The sequence below is a fragment of the Novosphingobium sp. BL-A-28-Hi1-0D genome (assembly GCF_055521755.1).
Genome location: NZ_CM145502.1, coordinates 3,380,201 through 3,395,065, shown reverse-complemented (window position 1 = coordinate 3,395,065; position 14,865 = coordinate 3,380,201). Strand labels below are relative to the sequence as shown.

17 protein-coding genes and 1 tRNA gene are annotated in these 14,865 nt (G+C 63.8%); 8 read left to right on the top strand and 10 right to left on the bottom strand.

All coding sequences use genetic code 11. The features are described from left to right. Positions 1–74: 74 nt before the first annotated feature. On the bottom strand, positions 75–2,075 hold the full coding sequence (gene parE / locus ACZ1JW_RS16360) for a DNA topoisomerase IV subunit B (RefSeq protein ID WP_465141339.1): 2,001 nt from the start codon (positions 2,073–2,075) through the stop codon (positions 75–77). An 82-nt stretch (positions 2,076–2,157) separates the two neighbouring features. Beyond that, positions 2,158–3,324 (bottom strand): penicillin-binding protein activator, encoded by a 1,167-nt coding sequence (locus ACZ1JW_RS16355; protein WP_465141338.1) that lies wholly within the window; start codon positions 3,322–3,324, stop codon positions 2,158–2,160. 51 nt (positions 3,325–3,375) lie between these two features. Between ACZ1JW_RS16355 and rsmI the strand changes: the two genes are divergently transcribed. Both rsmI and ACZ1JW_RS16345 read left to right on the top strand, forming a co-directional pair. Then, positions 3,376–4,245 (top strand): 16S rRNA (cytidine(1402)-2'-O)-methyltransferase, encoded by an 870-nt coding sequence (gene rsmI, locus ACZ1JW_RS16350; RefSeq protein WP_465141337.1) that lies wholly within the window; start codon positions 3,376–3,378, stop codon positions 4,243–4,245. Continuing rightward, positions 4,242–4,598 carry a YraN family protein gene (locus ACZ1JW_RS16345; RefSeq protein ID WP_465141336.1) on the top strand — a complete coding sequence of 119 codons (357 nt, stop codon included), beginning with the start codon at positions 4,242–4,244 and terminating at the stop codon, positions 4,596–4,598. The genes rsmI and ACZ1JW_RS16345 overlap by 4 nt, the downstream gene beginning before the upstream one ends. A 61-nt stretch (positions 4,599–4,659) precedes the next feature. Here ACZ1JW_RS16345 and ACZ1JW_RS16340 read toward each other — a convergent pair whose 3' ends face one another. Further along, positions 4,660–4,851, bottom strand: a complete 192-nt coding sequence (locus ACZ1JW_RS16340) for a hypothetical protein (RefSeq protein ID WP_465141335.1) — start codon at positions 4,849–4,851, stop codon at positions 4,660–4,662. Between the two features lie 115 nt (positions 4,852–4,966). On the opposite strand from ACZ1JW_RS16340, the gene gshB reads away from it, so the two are divergent. From gshB to ACZ1JW_RS16325, 3 genes are all read left to right on the top strand, one after another. Beyond that, positions 4,967–5,914 carry a glutathione synthase gene (gshB, locus tag ACZ1JW_RS16335; RefSeq protein ID WP_465141334.1) on the top strand — a complete coding sequence of 316 codons (948 nt, stop codon included), beginning with the start codon at positions 4,967–4,969 and terminating at the stop codon, positions 5,912–5,914. A 75-nt stretch (positions 5,915–5,989) separates the two neighbouring features. Then, positions 5,990–6,589, top strand: coding sequence for a DedA family protein (locus ACZ1JW_RS16330; protein WP_465125701.1), 600 nt, complete (start codon positions 5,990–5,992; stop codon positions 6,587–6,589). A 76-nt stretch (positions 6,590–6,665) separates the two neighbouring features. Then, positions 6,666–6,893, top strand: coding sequence for a hypothetical protein (locus ACZ1JW_RS16325; RefSeq protein WP_465141333.1), 228 nt, complete (start codon positions 6,666–6,668; stop codon positions 6,891–6,893). A gap of 57 nt (positions 6,894–6,950) precedes the next feature. Here ACZ1JW_RS16325 and accC read toward each other — a convergent pair whose 3' ends face one another. The 6 genes from accC to ACZ1JW_RS16295 all read right to left on the bottom strand — a co-directional run bounded on the left by accC (position 6,951) and on the right by ACZ1JW_RS16295 (position 10,450). Further along, on the bottom strand, positions 6,951–8,297 hold the full coding sequence (gene accC / locus ACZ1JW_RS16320; RefSeq protein WP_465125703.1) for an acetyl-CoA carboxylase biotin carboxylase subunit: 1,347 nt from the start codon (positions 8,295–8,297) through the stop codon (positions 6,951–6,953). 9 nt (positions 8,298–8,306) lie between these two features. Beyond that, a complete protein-coding gene (gene accB, locus ACZ1JW_RS16315; RefSeq protein WP_465125704.1) occupies positions 8,307–8,795 on the bottom strand; it encodes an acetyl-CoA carboxylase biotin carboxyl carrier protein in 489 nt (162 codons plus the stop codon). Positions 8,796–8,896: 101 nt separating this feature from the next. Continuing rightward, entirely contained in the window at positions 8,897–9,349 is a 453-nt protein-coding gene (aroQ, locus tag ACZ1JW_RS16310; RefSeq protein ID WP_465141332.1) for a type II 3-dehydroquinate dehydratase, read from the bottom strand. A gap of 70 nt (positions 9,350–9,419) precedes the next feature. Further along, complete coding sequence (locus ACZ1JW_RS16305; RefSeq protein ID WP_465125706.1) at positions 9,420–9,788, bottom strand: hypothetical protein; 369 nt, start codon at positions 9,786–9,788, stop codon at positions 9,420–9,422. Between the two features lie 54 nt (positions 9,789–9,842). Continuing rightward, positions 9,843–10,256, bottom strand: a complete 414-nt coding sequence (locus tag ACZ1JW_RS16300; RefSeq protein WP_465141331.1) for a holin family protein — start codon at positions 10,254–10,256, stop codon at positions 9,843–9,845. 117 nt (positions 10,257–10,373) lie between these two features. Continuing rightward, a tRNA-Pro gene (locus ACZ1JW_RS16295) sits at positions 10,374–10,450 on the bottom strand. A 215-nt stretch (positions 10,451–10,665) separates the two neighbouring features. Between ACZ1JW_RS16295 and yajC the strand changes: the two genes are divergently transcribed. From yajC to secF, 3 genes are read left to right on the top strand one after another with little or no spacing between them, the layout of a single operon-like run. Then, a complete protein-coding gene (gene yajC / locus ACZ1JW_RS16290; RefSeq protein ID WP_144907185.1) occupies positions 10,666–10,995 on the top strand; it encodes a preprotein translocase subunit YajC in 330 nt (109 codons plus the stop codon). Between the two features lie 42 nt (positions 10,996–11,037). Continuing rightward, positions 11,038–12,645, top strand: coding sequence for a protein translocase subunit SecD (gene secD / locus ACZ1JW_RS16285; protein WP_465141330.1), 1,608 nt, complete (start codon positions 11,038–11,040; stop codon positions 12,643–12,645). Between the two features lie 15 nt (positions 12,646–12,660). Further along, a complete protein-coding gene (gene secF, locus ACZ1JW_RS16280; protein WP_465125709.1) occupies positions 12,661–13,638 on the top strand; it encodes a protein translocase subunit SecF in 978 nt (325 codons plus the stop codon). 39 nt (positions 13,639–13,677) lie between these two features. Here the strand turns inward: secF and ACZ1JW_RS16275 are convergent, their stop codons facing one another. Next, positions 13,678–14,865: a glycosyltransferase gene (locus ACZ1JW_RS16275; RefSeq protein ID WP_465141329.1), complete on the bottom strand. Its 1,188-nt coding sequence runs from the start codon at positions 14,863–14,865 to the stop codon at positions 13,678–13,680.

Sequence of the window (14,865 nt, the reverse complement as noted above, 5' to 3'; positions counted from 1 at the left end):
TTTCAACCATTTTGGCGTGGTTCATAGCGAAACTCTGACATGACGCCGTTCTTATTCTGACCAACCTTCAGAAATCACGCATCAATCAACTCCGGATCGATCTCGCTCGCGCGGTTCTGGATGAACATGAAGCGCTGCGCGGGGTCGCGGCCCATCAGCCGGTCCACAAGGTCTTTTACCGCCGCGCGGCCTTCGTATTCCGGCGGCAGGGTGATGCGGATGAGGCTGCGGGTGGCAGGCGCCATGGTGGTTTCGCGCAGCTGTTGCGGGTTCATTTCGCCGAGGCCCTTGAAGCGGCCGACTTCGACTTTCTTGCCTTTGAACTTCGTGGCTTCGAGTTCGGCGCGGTGGGCGTCGTCCTTGGCGTAGGCAGACGTGCTGCCGCTGGTCAGGCGGTAGAGCGGGGGCTGGGCGAGGTAGAGGTGGCCGCGCCGGACGAGTTCGGGCATTTCCTGGAAGAAGAATGTCATCAGCAGCGTGGCGATATGCGCGCCGTCAACGTCGGCGTCGGTCATGATGATCACGCGGTCATAGCGCAGCGCATCGGGGTTACAGTCCTTGCGCATCCCGCAGCCGAGCGCGAGCGCGAGGTCCGCGATTTCCTGGTTGGCGCGGATCTTGTCGGGCGTGGCACTGGCGACGTTGAGGATCTTGCCCCGGATGGGCAGGATCGCCTGCGTCTTGCGATCACGCGCCTGCTTGGCGCTGCCGCCTGCGCTATCGCCTTCGACGATGAACAGTTCGGTCTCGCCGCTGCCTTCACCCGAACAGTCGGTGAGCTTGCCGGGCAGGCGCAGCTTGCGCGAATTGGTCGCGGTCTTGCGCTTGACTTCACGCTCCGCCTTGCGGCGCAGGCGTTCGTCCATGCGCTCCATCACCGCGCCGAGCAGGGCCTTGCCGCGCTCCATATTGTCTGTGAGGAAGTGGTCGAAGTGATCGCGCACGGCGGCTTCGACCATACGCGCGGCCTCGGGCGAGGTGAGGCGGTCCTTGGTCTGGCTCTGGAACTGGGGGTCGCGGATGAAGACCGAGAGCATGATTTCGCTGCCGGTGATCATGTCTTCAGGCGCGATGTCCTTGGCCTTCTTCTGGCCGATCAGATCGGCGAAGGCGCGGATGCCCTTGGTCAGCGCAGCGCGAAGGCCCTGCTCGTGGGTGCCGCCATCCGGGGTGGGGATGGTGTTGCAGTACCAGCTGTACGAGCCATCGGACCACAGCGGCCAGGCGATGGCCCATTCGACACGGCCATTCTCTTCGCCGTTGGGGCCGAGCGGGAAGTCCTGACGGCCCGCGAACGGCACCGAGGTGACACATTCACGGCCCGAAACCTGCTCGGCCAGGTGATCGGCAAGGCCGCCGGGGAACTGGAAAACGGCTTCGGCGGGCACTTCCTCGCTGGCGAGCGAGGGCACGCAGCGCCAACGGATCTCTACACCAGCGAAGAGGTAGGCCTTTGAGCGGACCAGACGGAACAGGCGGGCGGGTTTGAACTTGGCGTCTTCGCCGAAAATCTCGGTGTCGGGGACGAAAGTGACCTGTGTGCCGCGCCGGTTGGGGGCGTTGCCGACCTTTAGCAGCTTGGTCGTGGGGTTTCCGCGCGAGAATTCCTGCGCGTAAAGCTCCTTGTTGCGCGCAACTTCGATCCGGGTGAGCGATGAAAGCGCGTTGACCACCGAGACGCCGACGCCGTGGAGGCCGCCGCTGGTGGCGTAGGCCTTGCCCGAGAACTTGCCGCCCGAGTGCAGCGTGGTGAGGATGACTTCAAGCGCCGACTTGCCGGGGTACTTGGGATGCTCGTCAACCGGAATGCCGCGACCGTTGTCTGAGATGGTCAGCCGGTTGCCCTCTTCGAGCACCACTTCGATGCGGTTGGCATGGCCCGCGACCGCCTCGTCCATCGCATTGTCGAGCACTTCGGCGGCGAGGTGGTGCAGCGCGCGCTCGTCGGTGCCGCCGATGTACATGCCGGGGCGGCGGCGCACCGGTTCGAGGCCTTCGAGAACCTCGATCGCGGAACCGTCATAGCTTTCGGTGGCGCTGGTGGCGGGGAGCTTGTCGAAAAGGTCATCGGACATGCGAACGGGTATAGAACGCCCGCGATTCCGCACGCAAGCGGGGATGCCGGCTTATCCGGCGAAATCCCCCGTTATCGGGCGTTCAGAACTTGGCCGGAGCCGGTGATACGGTTGTGAACGTGCCTGCCGCCACTTCGCGCACTTCCATCGCGCGTTCGGCCATGCCCGAAGCGGTGAAGCGGAAGACGCCGTCGAGGCCGATGAAGCCTTGCGGATCATAGAGCTTGGCGGTGGGGAAGGTGGTGCCGGGCTTCCACGTGCGCGCGACGTTGAGCGTCAGCAGCACGCTGTCGTATCCGAGCGTGGCGAGGCGCGAGGGCGTTGCGCCGAAGCGCGTGGTGTAGCTCTTTTCGAACTGGCCGAAGCGTCCATCCGAGACGGCGGCGAACCATGCGCCGCGCATCGCGGGCGATTTGGCGATGGCGCCTTCCCCGCTCCACAGTTCGGTGCCGAGCAGCTTGACGCCCTTGCCGGCGAGCGGGCCTGCCTGCAGCGCGATGCGGCTGCCATCGGCGATGAGCAGCGCATCGAACTTCGACTTGTCCTTGGCCCGGCGCACTGCGCTTGCGACCGAGGTATTGCCGCGATCGTAGGTTTCGATGGCGGTGACGGTCACGCCACTGGCACGCGCGGCTTCGGTAAGGCCTGCAGTGGCGCGCTGTCCGTAATCGCCGGTCGGGATGATCGCAGCGACAGTCTTCACGCCCTTCGCCTTGGCAAAGCCGAGGACACGGGCGATGGACTGGCCGGGCGCCTGCCCCATGACGAAGACATCGCGCGAGGCGACGGCACTATCGTTCGAATAGGTGATCATCGGCACCTTGGCGGGCCGCGCCACATTCGAGACGAGTACGACGTCGTCAGACAACAGCGGGCCAAGGATCAGCTTGTTGCCATCGGCAATGGCGCGGGCAGCGGCAGTGCCTGCACCGGTTGCGGTGTCATAGGTGGTGATGCGCAGGTTGGCGGCATTGGTATCGAGCACGGCCATCGTCGTCGCATTGGCGATGGACTGGCCGACGGCAGCGTTGACACCGGTCATCGGCACGAGCAGCGCGACGCGGTGACGACCAGCGTCAGTCGGCAGGGTGTTGGCGTCAGGCGCCTTCTCGGTCGGCTCGGCAATCGGGGCCGTGCCCTTTGGGATAACGGTACAGCCTGCGAGCAGCGCGAGCGTGCCGGTCACCAGCCACCTGCGCGACTGGCGAAGGCCCGAGATGCGGCTTTCGCCAGATTGTCCCATGTTCATTCCCCGCACACCCTCTTGTCGCTCTGCTCTGCCCGGTCCATTGCAATGCGCATGGAAACGTCACCACCACTTGAACCCGGTCTCTATATTGTAGCCACCCCCATTGGCAATCTTGGTGACATGACCCGTCGCGCGATCGAAACGCTTGGTCGCTGTGATCTGGTGGCGTGCGAGGATACGCGGGTCACCGGCAAGTTGCTGAATCTGCTTGGTCTGCACAAGCCCATGCGGCGCTATGACGATCACGCCAGCGAAGGCATGCGCGACGCACTGCTGGGCGAGATGGCGACGAAGGCCGTGGCGCTCGTCTCTGATGCTGGGACGCCGCTGATCTCGGACCCCGGCTATCGTCTGGTACGCGAGGCCAAGGGGAGGGGTATTGCGGTGACTTCGCTGCCCGGCGCGAGTGCGGTCATCACCGCGCTTTCGATGGCGGGCCTGCCGACGGATCGCTTCCTGTTTGCAGGGTTTCTCCCGAACAAGGAGAAGGCGCGGGGCGACGTGCTGGCGGAACTGGCTGCAGTTCCGGCAACGCTCGCGTTTTATGAAACCGGGCCAAGGCTGGTTGCTTCGCTCGAGGCCATTGCCGAGCGCTTGCCGGGGCGCGACGTGGTCGTGGCGCGAGAACTGACCAAGCTGCATGAGGAATGCCGCAGCGGGACTGCGGCGGAGCTTGCAGGGCACTACACCACGCATCCGGCGAAGGGCGAGATCGTGCTGCTGATCGGGCCGCCGGGCGAGGCCGAGGCACCTGACGAGGACGTGATCGACGCCGAACTTCGAGCGGCACTGGTGGAAATGTCGACGTCGCAAGCAGCGGGCAAGGTCGCCAAGGCGCATGGTCTGGACCGCAAAACGCTCTACGCGCGGGCAATGGAGCTTAAGGCCGGGGAACTGAAGGCCGGGGAACTCAAAGCTTGAGCAGGGCCGAGGCAGAACAGCGCGGGCGGCGGGGCGAGACGCTGGCGGCGTGGTGGTTGCGGTTGGGTGGGTGGCGCATTCTGGCACAGCGGGTGAAGGTCAAGGTCGGCGAGGTGGACCTGATCGCGCGCAAGGGTCGGACCGTGGCGTTCATCGAGGTGAAGTGGCGGCGCGATGCTGCCTTGCTGGGCGAGGCTGTCGACGCGCACCGGCTGAGGCGTGTAGCGAGGGCGGCGGAGATGCTGGCGCCGCGCTATGCCAAGGCGGGAGATGATGTGCGGATCGACGTGATCCTTGTCGCCCCGCGTACGTGGCCGCGCCGGATTGCCAATGCCTGGCAACCCGGCGCTTGATCTCAAGGCAATTTAGGGCCGGATTGCCAATGCGTGGCAACCCGGCGCTTGAGTCTTTGGATCAGTGAGCAGGCTTGTGCTCGCCGTCCTTGTGCTCACCATCCTTGTGCTCGTCGTGATGCTCGTCCTTCTTGTCACCCTTGTGGTCGTCGTGCGGGGCGGACGTCGGGTGCGGGTCGGGGTTGGCAATGCCCTGGGCAGACCAGCCGAGAACGGCGATACCGGCGGCGGCAAAAGTGAACAGCTTGCGCATCAATGGCTCCTTGAAGGGGGGTGGCGCCATCGTGGCGCGAGGCGAAAATGGTCGCGCTGCCGATAAAGTCGCTTTAAGGCACGGGTGAGAGAAACCCCTGAGGATCAGTGCAAGCATGACTCTTCGCGTCGCGGTCCAGATGGACCCGCTCCATTCGATCAATATCAATGGTGATTCGAGCTTTGCGCTCATGCTGTCAGCGCAGGAGCGGGGGCACGAGGTCTATCACTACGATGTCGGCTCGCTGACGCTGGACGAGGACGACCGGCTGATCGCGCATGGCTCGCCGGTGACGGTGCAGCGTGTGGTGGGCGATCATTACAAGGCGGGCGAGAAGTGCAGGCTGGACCTTGGGCGCGACATTGATGTGGTGCTGATGCGGCAGGACCCGCCGTTTGACATGGGCTACATCACCGCAACGCATCTGCTCGAGCGGATCGAAAGCGAGACGCTTGTGGTGAACAACCCGCGCAGCGTCCGCAACGCGCCCGAAAAGGTCATGGTGCTCGATTACCGTCGCTTCATGCCGCCGACGATCGTGACCCGTTCGGTCGATGAAGTGCGCCTGTTCCAGAAGAAGCACGGCGCCATCGTGATCAAGCCGATCCATGGTAACGGCGGCAAGGCGATCTTCCGGGTGAGCGAGGAGGGCGAGAACCTCGGCGCGCTGTTCGAGGTGTTCAACCAGACCTGGCCCGAGCCGCACATGGTGCAGGCCTTCCTTCCGGAAGTGGCCAAGGGCGACAAGCGCATCGTGCTGGTCGATGGCGACATCGCCGGTGCGATCAACCGCAAGCCCGGCGAGGGCGAGTTCCGCTCGAACCTTGCAGTCGGTGGCTATGCCGAGAAGACCGAACTGACGCCTGAGGAGCAGGAAATCTGCGCCGCGCTGGGGCCAGAGCTGAAGCGGCTGGGGCTGATCTTCGTCGGGATCGATGTGATCGGGGGCAAGTACCTGACAGAGATCAACGTGACGTCGCCGACCGGGATTGTTGCCATCGACAAGTTCAATGGCACGGATACGCCGGGGATGATCTGGGACGCGATCGAAGGGCGGCTCTAGGTCACATGAGATGCTGCGCCCCCGCGCAGGTGGGGGGGCAGGAGCTTTTGGCTGCTTGGAAGCGTTACCCTTTCCATGAACGACTGGATCATCCACCTCATCGAAGGGGGCGGCTATTGGGGCATTGCCTTCCTGATGGTCATCGAGAACGTGTTTCCGCCGATCCCTTCGGAAGTGATCATGGGGCTTGGCGGCATTGCCGTGGCGCGCGGACGGATGGAGTTCTGGCCGCTGATGCTGGCAGGGACCGTGGGGTCGACGCTGGGCAACTACTGCTGGTACCTGCTTGGGCGCTCACTGGGATATGAACGCTTGCAGCCTTTCGTGAACCGCTTCGGTCGCTGGCTGACCGTGGAGTGGGAGGACATCGAGCGCATCGTCGCGTTCTTCCGTCGTCACGGCCAGTGGGTCGTCTTTGCTGTGCGCTTTGCCCCGTTCATGCGCACGATGATCTCGCTTCCGGCGGGGCTGACGCGGATGGGGCATGTCCGGTTCCTGCTGTTCACCTTTGCCGGTGCTGCGATCTGGAACGCCATTCTTGCAGGGGCAGGCTACTATCTGGGCCGAAATTTCAGCGATCTGGAGAAGTACACGGGGCCGGTGGCAACAGGCACGCTGGTGATCGTGCTGGTGGCCTATGTCTGGCGCGTGATTGTTTGGAAACCGCGCTCTTGACAGCAAGACGCCGAGGCGCTGCATGAAGGAGCCCCCTGCGGGCATTTGTATCAAACTATCAAATCAAGGTTCTACCATGGCTGTCAAAGCGATGTGCATCATTACCAGAAGCGAAGAAGGTCGCGGCGCCTATGCCGTGCGCATGGACAATGACGAGAACGTCTATTTTCCGCTTAGCGTGAGTGAGGCGCTGGAACTGGAAGAGTTCGACGAGGTCGAGGCGATTCTCGTGAAGAACGACCGGCCGGAACCGGCATGGCGGGCGATCCGGGCAAGGTTGCCTTTGGACGACGGTGACAACTGATCCGCCCACAAAAAAGCCCCCGCACTGCGGGGGCTTTTCCGTTTGATGTGGTGGAAGTCAGGCGTCTTTCGCCAGCCACTCTTCCAGCCACTTGATCGTGTAGTCGCCCGAGAGAAAATCAGGCTCGTTCAGCAGGCGCTGGTGGAGCGGGATCGAGGTTTTGGGACCTTCGATCACCATTTCCTCGAGCGCGCGCTTGAGGCGCATGATGCAGCCTTCGCGGGTGCGGCCATAGACGATCAGCTTGGCGATCATCGAGTCATAGTAGGGCGGGATCTTGTACCCGGCATAGAGCCCGGAATCGACGCGCACGTGCATGCCGCCCGCTGCGTGATAGCTTTTCACCAGCCCCGGTGAGGGAGCAAACGTGAACGGGTCTTCCGCGTTGATGCGGCATTCGATCGCGTGGCCCTTGAACTCGATCTCGTCTTGCTTGACCGAGAGCGGCTTGCCATCGGCAATGCGGATCTGTTCGCGCACGAGATCGACGCCGGTGATCGCTTCGGTGACGGGATGTTCCACCTGCAGGCGGGTGTTCATCTCGATGAAGTAGAACTCGCCGTTTTCCCACAGGAACTCGATCGTGCCCGCCCCGCGATAGCCCATGTCGGCCATCGCCTTGGCGACGATGCCGCCCATGCGATTGCGTTCTTCGGTCGAGATGACGGGCGAGGGCGCTTCTTCGAGCACCTTCTGGTGGCGGCGCTGGAGCGAACAGTCGCGTTCGCCCAGATGGATCGCATTGCCGTTGCCGTCACCGAAGATCTGGAATTCGATGTGGCGCGGGTTGCCGAGGTACTTCTCGATATAGACCGTGGCATCTCCGAACGCGGCCTTGGCCTCGCTCCCGGCCTGCTGGATCAGCGTTTCGAGCTCTTCGGGGCCGTTGCATACCTTCATGCCGCGACCGCCGCCACCCGATGCGGCCTTGATGATGACCGGATAGCCCGCCTTCTCGGCAATCGCCTTGGCTTCGGCGATGTCGGAAACCGCGCCGTCCGATCCGGGCACGAGCGGCAGCCCCAGCGCGCCTGCGGTGCGCTTCGCCTCGATCTTGTCGCCCATCGTGCGGATGTGTTCGGGCTTGGGGCCGATCCACGTGATGTCGTGCGCTTCAACGATCTCGGCGAACTTGGCGTTCTCCGAGAGGAAGCCGTAGCCGGGGTGGATCGCGTCGGCATGGGTGATCTCGGCAGCCGAGATGATTGCCGCGACGTTCAGGTAGCTGTCACGCGCAGCAGGCGGGCCGATGCAGACCGCATGGTCGGCAAGGCGCACGTGCATCGCGTCGGCATCAGCGGTGGAGTGCACCGCGACCGTCTCGATGCCCATTTCATGTGCGGCGCGGTGGATGCGCAGCGCGATTTCGCCGCGGTTGGCGATCAGCAGGCGCTTGATGGCCATGTGCGGTCCTTACGCGATCACGACCAGCGGCTGGTCGAATTCGACCGGCTGCGCGTTCTCGACGAGGATGGCCTTCACGACACCTGCGGCAGGCGCGGTTATCGGGTTCATCACCTTCATCGCCTCGATGATCAGGACGGTATCGCCCGCCTTGACCGTCTGGCCGACGGTGACGAAGTTCGCGGCGCCCGGCTCGGCGGCGAGATAGCAGGTGCCGACCATCGGCGACTTGAGCGCGTTGGCGTTGTCGTCTGCAGGTGCGGCAGCCGGGGCTGCAGCTGGAGCAGCAACCGGAGCGGGAGCAGCGGCGGCAGGTGCCGGGACCGAGACTTGCGCCACGGGCGCTGCGGTGATCTGGCGGGCGACGCGGATCTTGCGCTCGCCATCCTCGACTTCGATTTCGGAAAGCCCGGTTTCGGCAAGAAGCTCTGCCAGTTCGCGCACCAGCTTGCTGTCAATTGCCATGTTGTCGGCCTTGTCGCCGCGTTCGTGACCCATTGGAATTTCCTCGCGGGGTATGAATTCAGACCGCGCGCCATGCCCCCAAGATGTCCGGCTGGCAAGGGGCGCAGGCCCTTGAAGGTGGAAAAACGCGCGTCCTAAAGCCGCGAAACGGCGTCCAGCGCGACGAGATAGCTGTTCGCGCCAAATCCGCATACCGTGCCGAGCGCCGCCATGCCGACATAGGACTTGTGGCGGAAGTCCTCGCGCTTGTGCGGATTGGACAGGTGGACCTCGATCACCGGAACCTTGATCGACTTGATTGCATCGTGGATCGCGACCGAAGTGTGAGTGTAAGCCCCGGCGTTGAGCAGGACGGCCTTGACGCCTTCGGCCTGGGCTTCATGCAGCCAGTCGACCAGATGGCCTTCATGGTTGGACTGGCGCATGTCGATCTCAAGCCCCAGTTCGCGGCCGCGATCTTCAAGCATCCCTGCAATGTCATCCAGCGTGTGCGACCCGTAGATATCGGGCTCACGCAGGCCAAGCAGGTTGAGGTTGGGGCCATTGAGCACGTAGACCGTCGTGCCTTGCCCGAATGATTGCGTCATGTGATCCCCCGATCGCGATTTGCCTGTCGTGATAGACGTTACAGGCAAACGTGCAAGGGAGGAGGGCGTGTCAGCCGCCCGGAGCGATGGCCGGGCCGGGCGGGGATTCGATGGTGTTGTCGTAGATCGCGCTGTCCGGGGAATCGTCGGTGACGCCACCGTTGTCGGCAGCTTCGCCGTAGATCGGCTCGCCGCCAGCGTCTGGCGCAGGAGCCGGATTGCCGGTCGCCGCCATGCTCAGCGCCTCGCGTGAGCGCTTGTCTGCGGCCTCGGCCTTTGCCTCGAGCGCGGCGAGGCGCGCCTCGAGCTTTTCGTCGGCCGCTTTGCCGCAGCCGCCGAGCAGGGCCGCCAGCGCCACGAGCGCGGGAACGGCCGCACGAAGAGTCCGCCTGCCAGCGAGCGGCAGTGTCTGCGAGGATTGGGCCGACCTTGTTGTCATGGCCGTCTCAATAGCAGGCGGAAGTTACCAGAAACTAACCAAGAAGACCGGCAATCACCGGTCGCTGCCGCGAACCTTGCCCCACTGGCGAGCGGCAGTGTAGCCAAGGTAGCCGGTGCCGAAGAGTGCGTAGAGCGGCTCGGGCAAGCCGCCCAGATAGGCGTTCATGCCGGCGGCGATGTCTTGCGCAGCCTGCGGGCGGAACGCCGCGATCAGGCCAATCGGCAGGGCCCAGAGGATCATCGCGTACATCACATAGAGAAAGCCGGGCCGGGCGCGACTGGTCCAGCGGTCGGCCGATCCGGCCTCGGCGAGGATTGCCGAAATGCACGCCTGCAACTGCTTGAGCTCCTGCGTGCCTTCGAGTTTGAGCAGTTCGAGCTTTGCCCGGTCGCGGGCGTCCTTGTCGGGGATCACCTTGTCGATGATGCCGGAAACAGGGGAGATCAGTGCTTCGAGAATACCCATTGCGTCGCCCTTTCGAGAAGTTGGACGCGCGATGAGGTAACCATGTCGGCTGATGTAGGAAAACGGTTTTCAGCAAAAAGGCCCGAAACGCACGGAGCGTCGGGCCTTTTGGAAAATTGGTCGGGACGAGAGGATTCGAACCTCCGACCCCCACACCCCCAGTGTGATGCGCTACCAGGCTGCGCTACGTCCCGACCGGAAGCGCGCCTATAGGCAGCACTTTCTGCGATGGCAAGCGTCTGATTGGCGAAAGGTTCCGCATGCGAGGCGTGGCGTAACGCCGCGTCAGATTGCCTAGGCTATTGCAAACTGCTAACCGCGCCGCTTGCAGCAGCCGAGGCCGCGTTTTGCAGGATGTCTGCAGGCGGTGCGGTTGCAAAACCATAGTCGCGATCCCAGAAACGGACCCATGATGCTGAGCACTCTTTCCGCCGCCGCCGCGAATGCCGGACAACCGCCTGCCTGGATGAGCTTCCTGCCGCTGGTGGCGATGGGCTTCATCTTCTGGTTCCTGATCCTGCGCCCGCAGATGCGCCAGCAGAAGGAGCACAAGGCCAAGATCGCCGCGATGAAGAAGGGCGATATGGTCGTGACGGCCGGTGGCCTGATCGGCAAGGTCATCAAGCTCGACGATCATTATGCGGAACTGGAACTCGGGCCGAATGTCCGGGTGAAGGCCGTGCGCGCGACCATCGGCGACATCGTGCCACCTGCAGGTTCCGCGCCTGCAAACGACTGATGGCCAACGACTGAATTCTCTTTTCCTGAAAGCTGACCGCCCATGCTCGATTTTCCGCGCTGGAAGGTGATCTGGCTCTGGCTCATCACGCTGATCTGCGTGGCCGCCGCCACTCCCTCGCTCACCTCCACCATGGGCCTTTCGTGGCCGACCGCACTGCCCGAACCCAAGGTGAACCTCGGGCTTGACCTTGCCGGTGGGAGCCACATCCTGCTTGAGGCAGACCCTGCGCAAGTGCGCCAGCAGCGCATCGAGGGGATGGAGGAATCGGTCCGCAACAAGCTGAAGCAGGATGGCAAGGACATCCGCATCAGCGACATCTCGAACCGCGATGGCGCGCTGACATTCGTGGTCGCCGATCCCTCGCAGGTCGATGCGGTGCGCGAGGCCGTGCTGCCGTTGACCAACGGGGCAGGGCTTACCGGCCAGCGGGATTGGGACATCAACGTCGTCGACGGCAACCGTTTCGTCCTCGCGCCGACCGAGGCCGGGGTCAATCAGGCCGTCACCCAGGCGATGGACACTGCGGTTGAAGTGGTGCGCAAGCGCATCGACGCGCTTGGCACCAAGGAGCCGACCATCATCCGTTCCGGACCGACGCGTATCGTCGTTCAGGTGCCGGGCCTGCAAGATCCGCAGGCGCTGAAGAATCTGCTGGGCCAGACCGCGAAGCTCGAATTCAAGCTGGTCGATACCTCGGCGCTACCATCTGACGTGGCGCGCGGCATCGCGCCTCCGGGCAGCGAGATCGTGCCGTTCATAAGCCCTGCCGAAGGTGGCGGCGTGCCATCGATTGCGGTCAAGCGTCTCGGCGGCATTCGCGGCGATCAGCTGACCAACGCTCAGCAGACCAACAACCAGCAGACCAACGAGCCGGTCGTCAACATCACCTTCAATACCGAAGGTGGCGCCAAGTTCGCCAAGCTGACCACGCAGAACGTGGGCAAGCAGTTCGCGATCATCCTTGATGGCAAGGTGCTGTCTGCGCCGACCATCAATGAACCGATCATGGGGGGCAGCGCAATCATATCGGGCCGCTTCACCACCGAAAGCGCCAACGCGCTGGCTATCTCGCTGCGTTCGGGCGCTCTGCCGGTAGACCTCAAGGTCGTGGAAGAGCGGACCGTCGGGCCTGACCTTGGCGCGGACTCGATCCGCAAGGGCATGATCGCGATGGGCGTGGGCACTTTCGCTCTCGCGATCTTCATCCTCGTCACCTATGGTCGCTTCGGCGTCTATGCGAACCTCGCCGTGATCATCAACGTGCTGATGATCCTTGGCATCATGGGCATCATTGGCACCACGCTGACCCTGCCGGGCATCGCCGGCTTCGTGCTGACCATCGGCGCGGCGGTCGACGCCAACGTGCTGATCAACGAACGCATCCGCGAGGAACGCCATCGCGGCCGCAAGGTCACACAGGCGGTCGAACTCGGCTACAAGGAAGCCAGCCGCGCGATCTTCGATGCCAACATCACCAACGTCATCGCCGCCGTGCTGATGTTCGCGTTCGGCTCGGGTCCGGTAAAGGGCTTTGCCGTCGTTCTGATGATCGGCATCGCCACCTCGGTGTTCACCGCCGTGACGCTCACCCGCATGTGGGTGGTCCAGTGGCTGCGCCGTGCACGTCCCACCGAAATCGCCCTGTAAGAGGAGGAAGAACACATGAAACTCCTCAAGCTCGTCCCCGATCACACCAACATCCACTTCCTCAAGTGGCGCTTGCCGTTCTACATCATCAGCCTTGTGCTGATGGCGGCATCTTGGGGTCTGGTGCTGACCAAGGGCCTCAACCTCGGCGTCGATTTCATCGGCGGCCAGATGATCCGCGTGACGTTCGAACGCAGCGCCGAAGCGCCTGTCTCCACGCTGCGCGAGGAAGTCGGCAAGCTGGGCTATGGCGAGCCGATCATTCAGCGCTACGGCAAGCCGAACGAAATCTCGATCCGCATGAAGCTGCCCGAAGGCGCAGACCATGAAGCCGCGCTGGCCGACAAGATGGCGCGCACGATCACGGCCGACATCAAGAAGAACCACGCCGACGCGCGCATCGACGGCGTCGATTCGGTCTCGGGCAAGGTGTCGAAGGAGCTGGGCTGGGACGCGTTCAAGGCGCTCGGCCTCGCCTCGCTGGCGGTGGCGGCCTACATCTGGCTACGCTTCGAATGGCAGTTCGGAGTAGGCGCGCTCTTCGCGCTGGTCCACGACGTGACGCTGACGCTCGGGCTGTTCGCGCTGACGGGGATGGAGTTCGATCTCAACATCGTCGCCGCGCTGCTGACGCTGATCGGCTATTCCTTGAACGATACCATCGTCGTCTATGACCGCATCCGCGAGAACATGAAGAAGTTCCGCAAGATGCCGATGCCCGAATTGCTCGACCTTTCGGTGAACGAGACGCTGGCGCGTACCATCGTGACCTCGCTCTCGATGCTGATCACGCTGGTCGCGCTGCTGCTGCTCGGCCCTGATGTGATTTTCGGCTTCACTGCCGCGATCACGCTCGGCATTTTCGTCGGCACCTACAGCTCGATCTACATGGCCGCGCCGATCCTGATCTGGCTGAAGGTCAATCCGAACAGCTTCGTGCCGACCGAAACGGCGCTCGAAAAGCAGGAGCGGCTTGCGCGCGACGGCGCCTGATCGTTCGCAAACCTGAAATACCCGGAGCGGCGGTGGAGCTCAGCGCTCTGCCGCCGCTTCGTCGTAGAAGGCCGCAAGCGACGCGGCATTGGCGTCCCAGCTGAAGCGCTCGGCATTGGCGGCGACTGCAGCCTGGCTCGGCGGGTTGGCGAGCACTTCGGCAACGCCTTGCGCAATCGCCTCGGGTGTGCGGTCGACGATGCGACCGGCGCTGTCGTCGAGCACCACTTCGCGCGCACCGCCTACGTCCGGGATGACCACTGGCGTCCCGCAGGCGAGCGCTTCGATCCACGCATTGGCAAGGCCTTCGCGCTCCGAAGGCAGGACCATTGCATCGGCGGCTGAGAGCAGGTCAGGCAGAACGTCATGCTCCACCGCACCGAGGAACAGCACTCGGGAATCCAGATCGAGTTCCGTGACCAGCGCTCGCAGGACAGGCTCGTGCTCTCCGGTCCCGACAATGGCCAGCCTCACGTCTTCCGGAAGCAGCAGGAGAGCCCGGATCGCGAGCGCTTGTCCCTTGATCGGCAAAAGTGCGCCCACGCAGAGCAGCAGCCGCCCATCTGGCCAGAGACCCAGCGCGTGCTGTCCGGAGACCCTCTGTCGAGCCTCCGCCCGCGCCATCGGATGGAAACGCGCGCGATCGAGCCCGGTGTAGTGCACCCGGATGCGGTCCTCGGGCATGCCGAGATCGACCATGTCGCGCGCCAGGGCACAGGAAACCGAGAGGAGTACCGACGATTGCCGCGCCGCCTCCAGCATCTGCCGCCGGGGCAGGGCGCGCATGCCCCAGAGATGAATATCCGACCCCCGGCCCTTGATCGCCAGCGGCAGATTGAGGGCGCGCGCCACTTTTGCCGCGGCAGGCCCGTCAGGATAGAAGAACTGCGCATCGACCATGTCGAACGGTCGTTCGGCATGGAGCCGCTTTGCCAGAGGGAGGATGCCGTGGGCGATCAGCATTGGGTTGATCGGCCCCGAAAGCCCCGGCACCAGCAGGAAGCGGGGATGGTGCACCGTGACACCGCCCTGCTGCTCGACTTCGGGAATTGCCCTGAGTGCAGCGTAGCGCCTCATCGGGACGGGCGGCAGGCCGACGGGGTTGACCACGGTAACCTCCCAGTCACCTCGCGCCGCAAGCGCCTGCATCTGTCTACCGACGAAACGGCCGAAACCGGGACGGCCTGTGGCAGGATAGAGTGTCGAGATCGAGAGCAGCCGCCTCAC

Bases quoted from the DNA above. Each gene is read 5' to 3' on its own strand.
- parE (WP_465141339.1), bottom strand. From the start codon at position 2,075: ATGTCCGATGACCTTTTCGACAAGCTCCCCGCCACCAGCGCCACCGAA.
- ACZ1JW_RS16355 (WP_465141338.1), bottom strand. From the start codon at position 3,324: ATGAACATGGGACAATCTGGCGAAAGCCGCATCTCGGGCCTTCGCCAG.
- rsmI (WP_465141337.1), top strand. From the start codon at position 3,376: ATGGAAACGTCACCACCACTTGAACCCGGTCTCTATATTGTAGCCACC.
- ACZ1JW_RS16340 (WP_465141335.1), bottom strand. From the start codon at position 4,851: ATGCGCAAGCTGTTCACTTTTGCCGCCGCCGGTATCGCCGTTCTCGGC.
- gshB (WP_465141334.1), top strand. From the start codon at position 4,967: ATGACTCTTCGCGTCGCGGTCCAGATGGACCCGCTCCATTCGATCAAT.
- ACZ1JW_RS16330 (WP_465125701.1), top strand. From the start codon at position 5,990: ATGAACGACTGGATCATCCACCTCATCGAAGGGGGCGGCTATTGGGGC.
- ACZ1JW_RS16325 (WP_465141333.1), top strand. From the start codon at position 6,666: ATGGCTGTCAAAGCGATGTGCATCATTACCAGAAGCGAAGAAGGTCGC.
- accC (WP_465125703.1), bottom strand. From the start codon at position 8,297: ATGGCCATCAAGCGCCTGCTGATCGCCAACCGCGGCGAAATCGCGCTG.
- accB (WP_465125704.1), bottom strand. From the start codon at position 8,795: ATGGGTCACGAACGCGGCGACAAGGCCGACAACATGGCAATTGACAGC.
- aroQ (WP_465141332.1), bottom strand. From the start codon at position 9,349: ATGACGCAATCATTCGGGCAAGGCACGACGGTCTACGTGCTCAATGGC.
- ACZ1JW_RS16305 (WP_465125706.1), bottom strand. From the start codon at position 9,788: ATGACAACAAGGTCGGCCCAATCCTCGCAGACACTGCCGCTCGCTGGC.
- ACZ1JW_RS16300 (WP_465141331.1), bottom strand. From the start codon at position 10,256: ATGGGTATTCTCGAAGCACTGATCTCCCCTGTTTCCGGCATCATCGAC.
- yajC (WP_144907185.1), top strand. From the start codon at position 10,666: ATGATGCTGAGCACTCTTTCCGCCGCCGCCGCGAATGCCGGACAACCG.
- secD (WP_465141330.1), top strand. From the start codon at position 11,038: ATGCTCGATTTTCCGCGCTGGAAGGTGATCTGGCTCTGGCTCATCACG.
- secF (WP_465125709.1), top strand. From the start codon at position 12,661: ATGAAACTCCTCAAGCTCGTCCCCGATCACACCAACATCCACTTCCTC.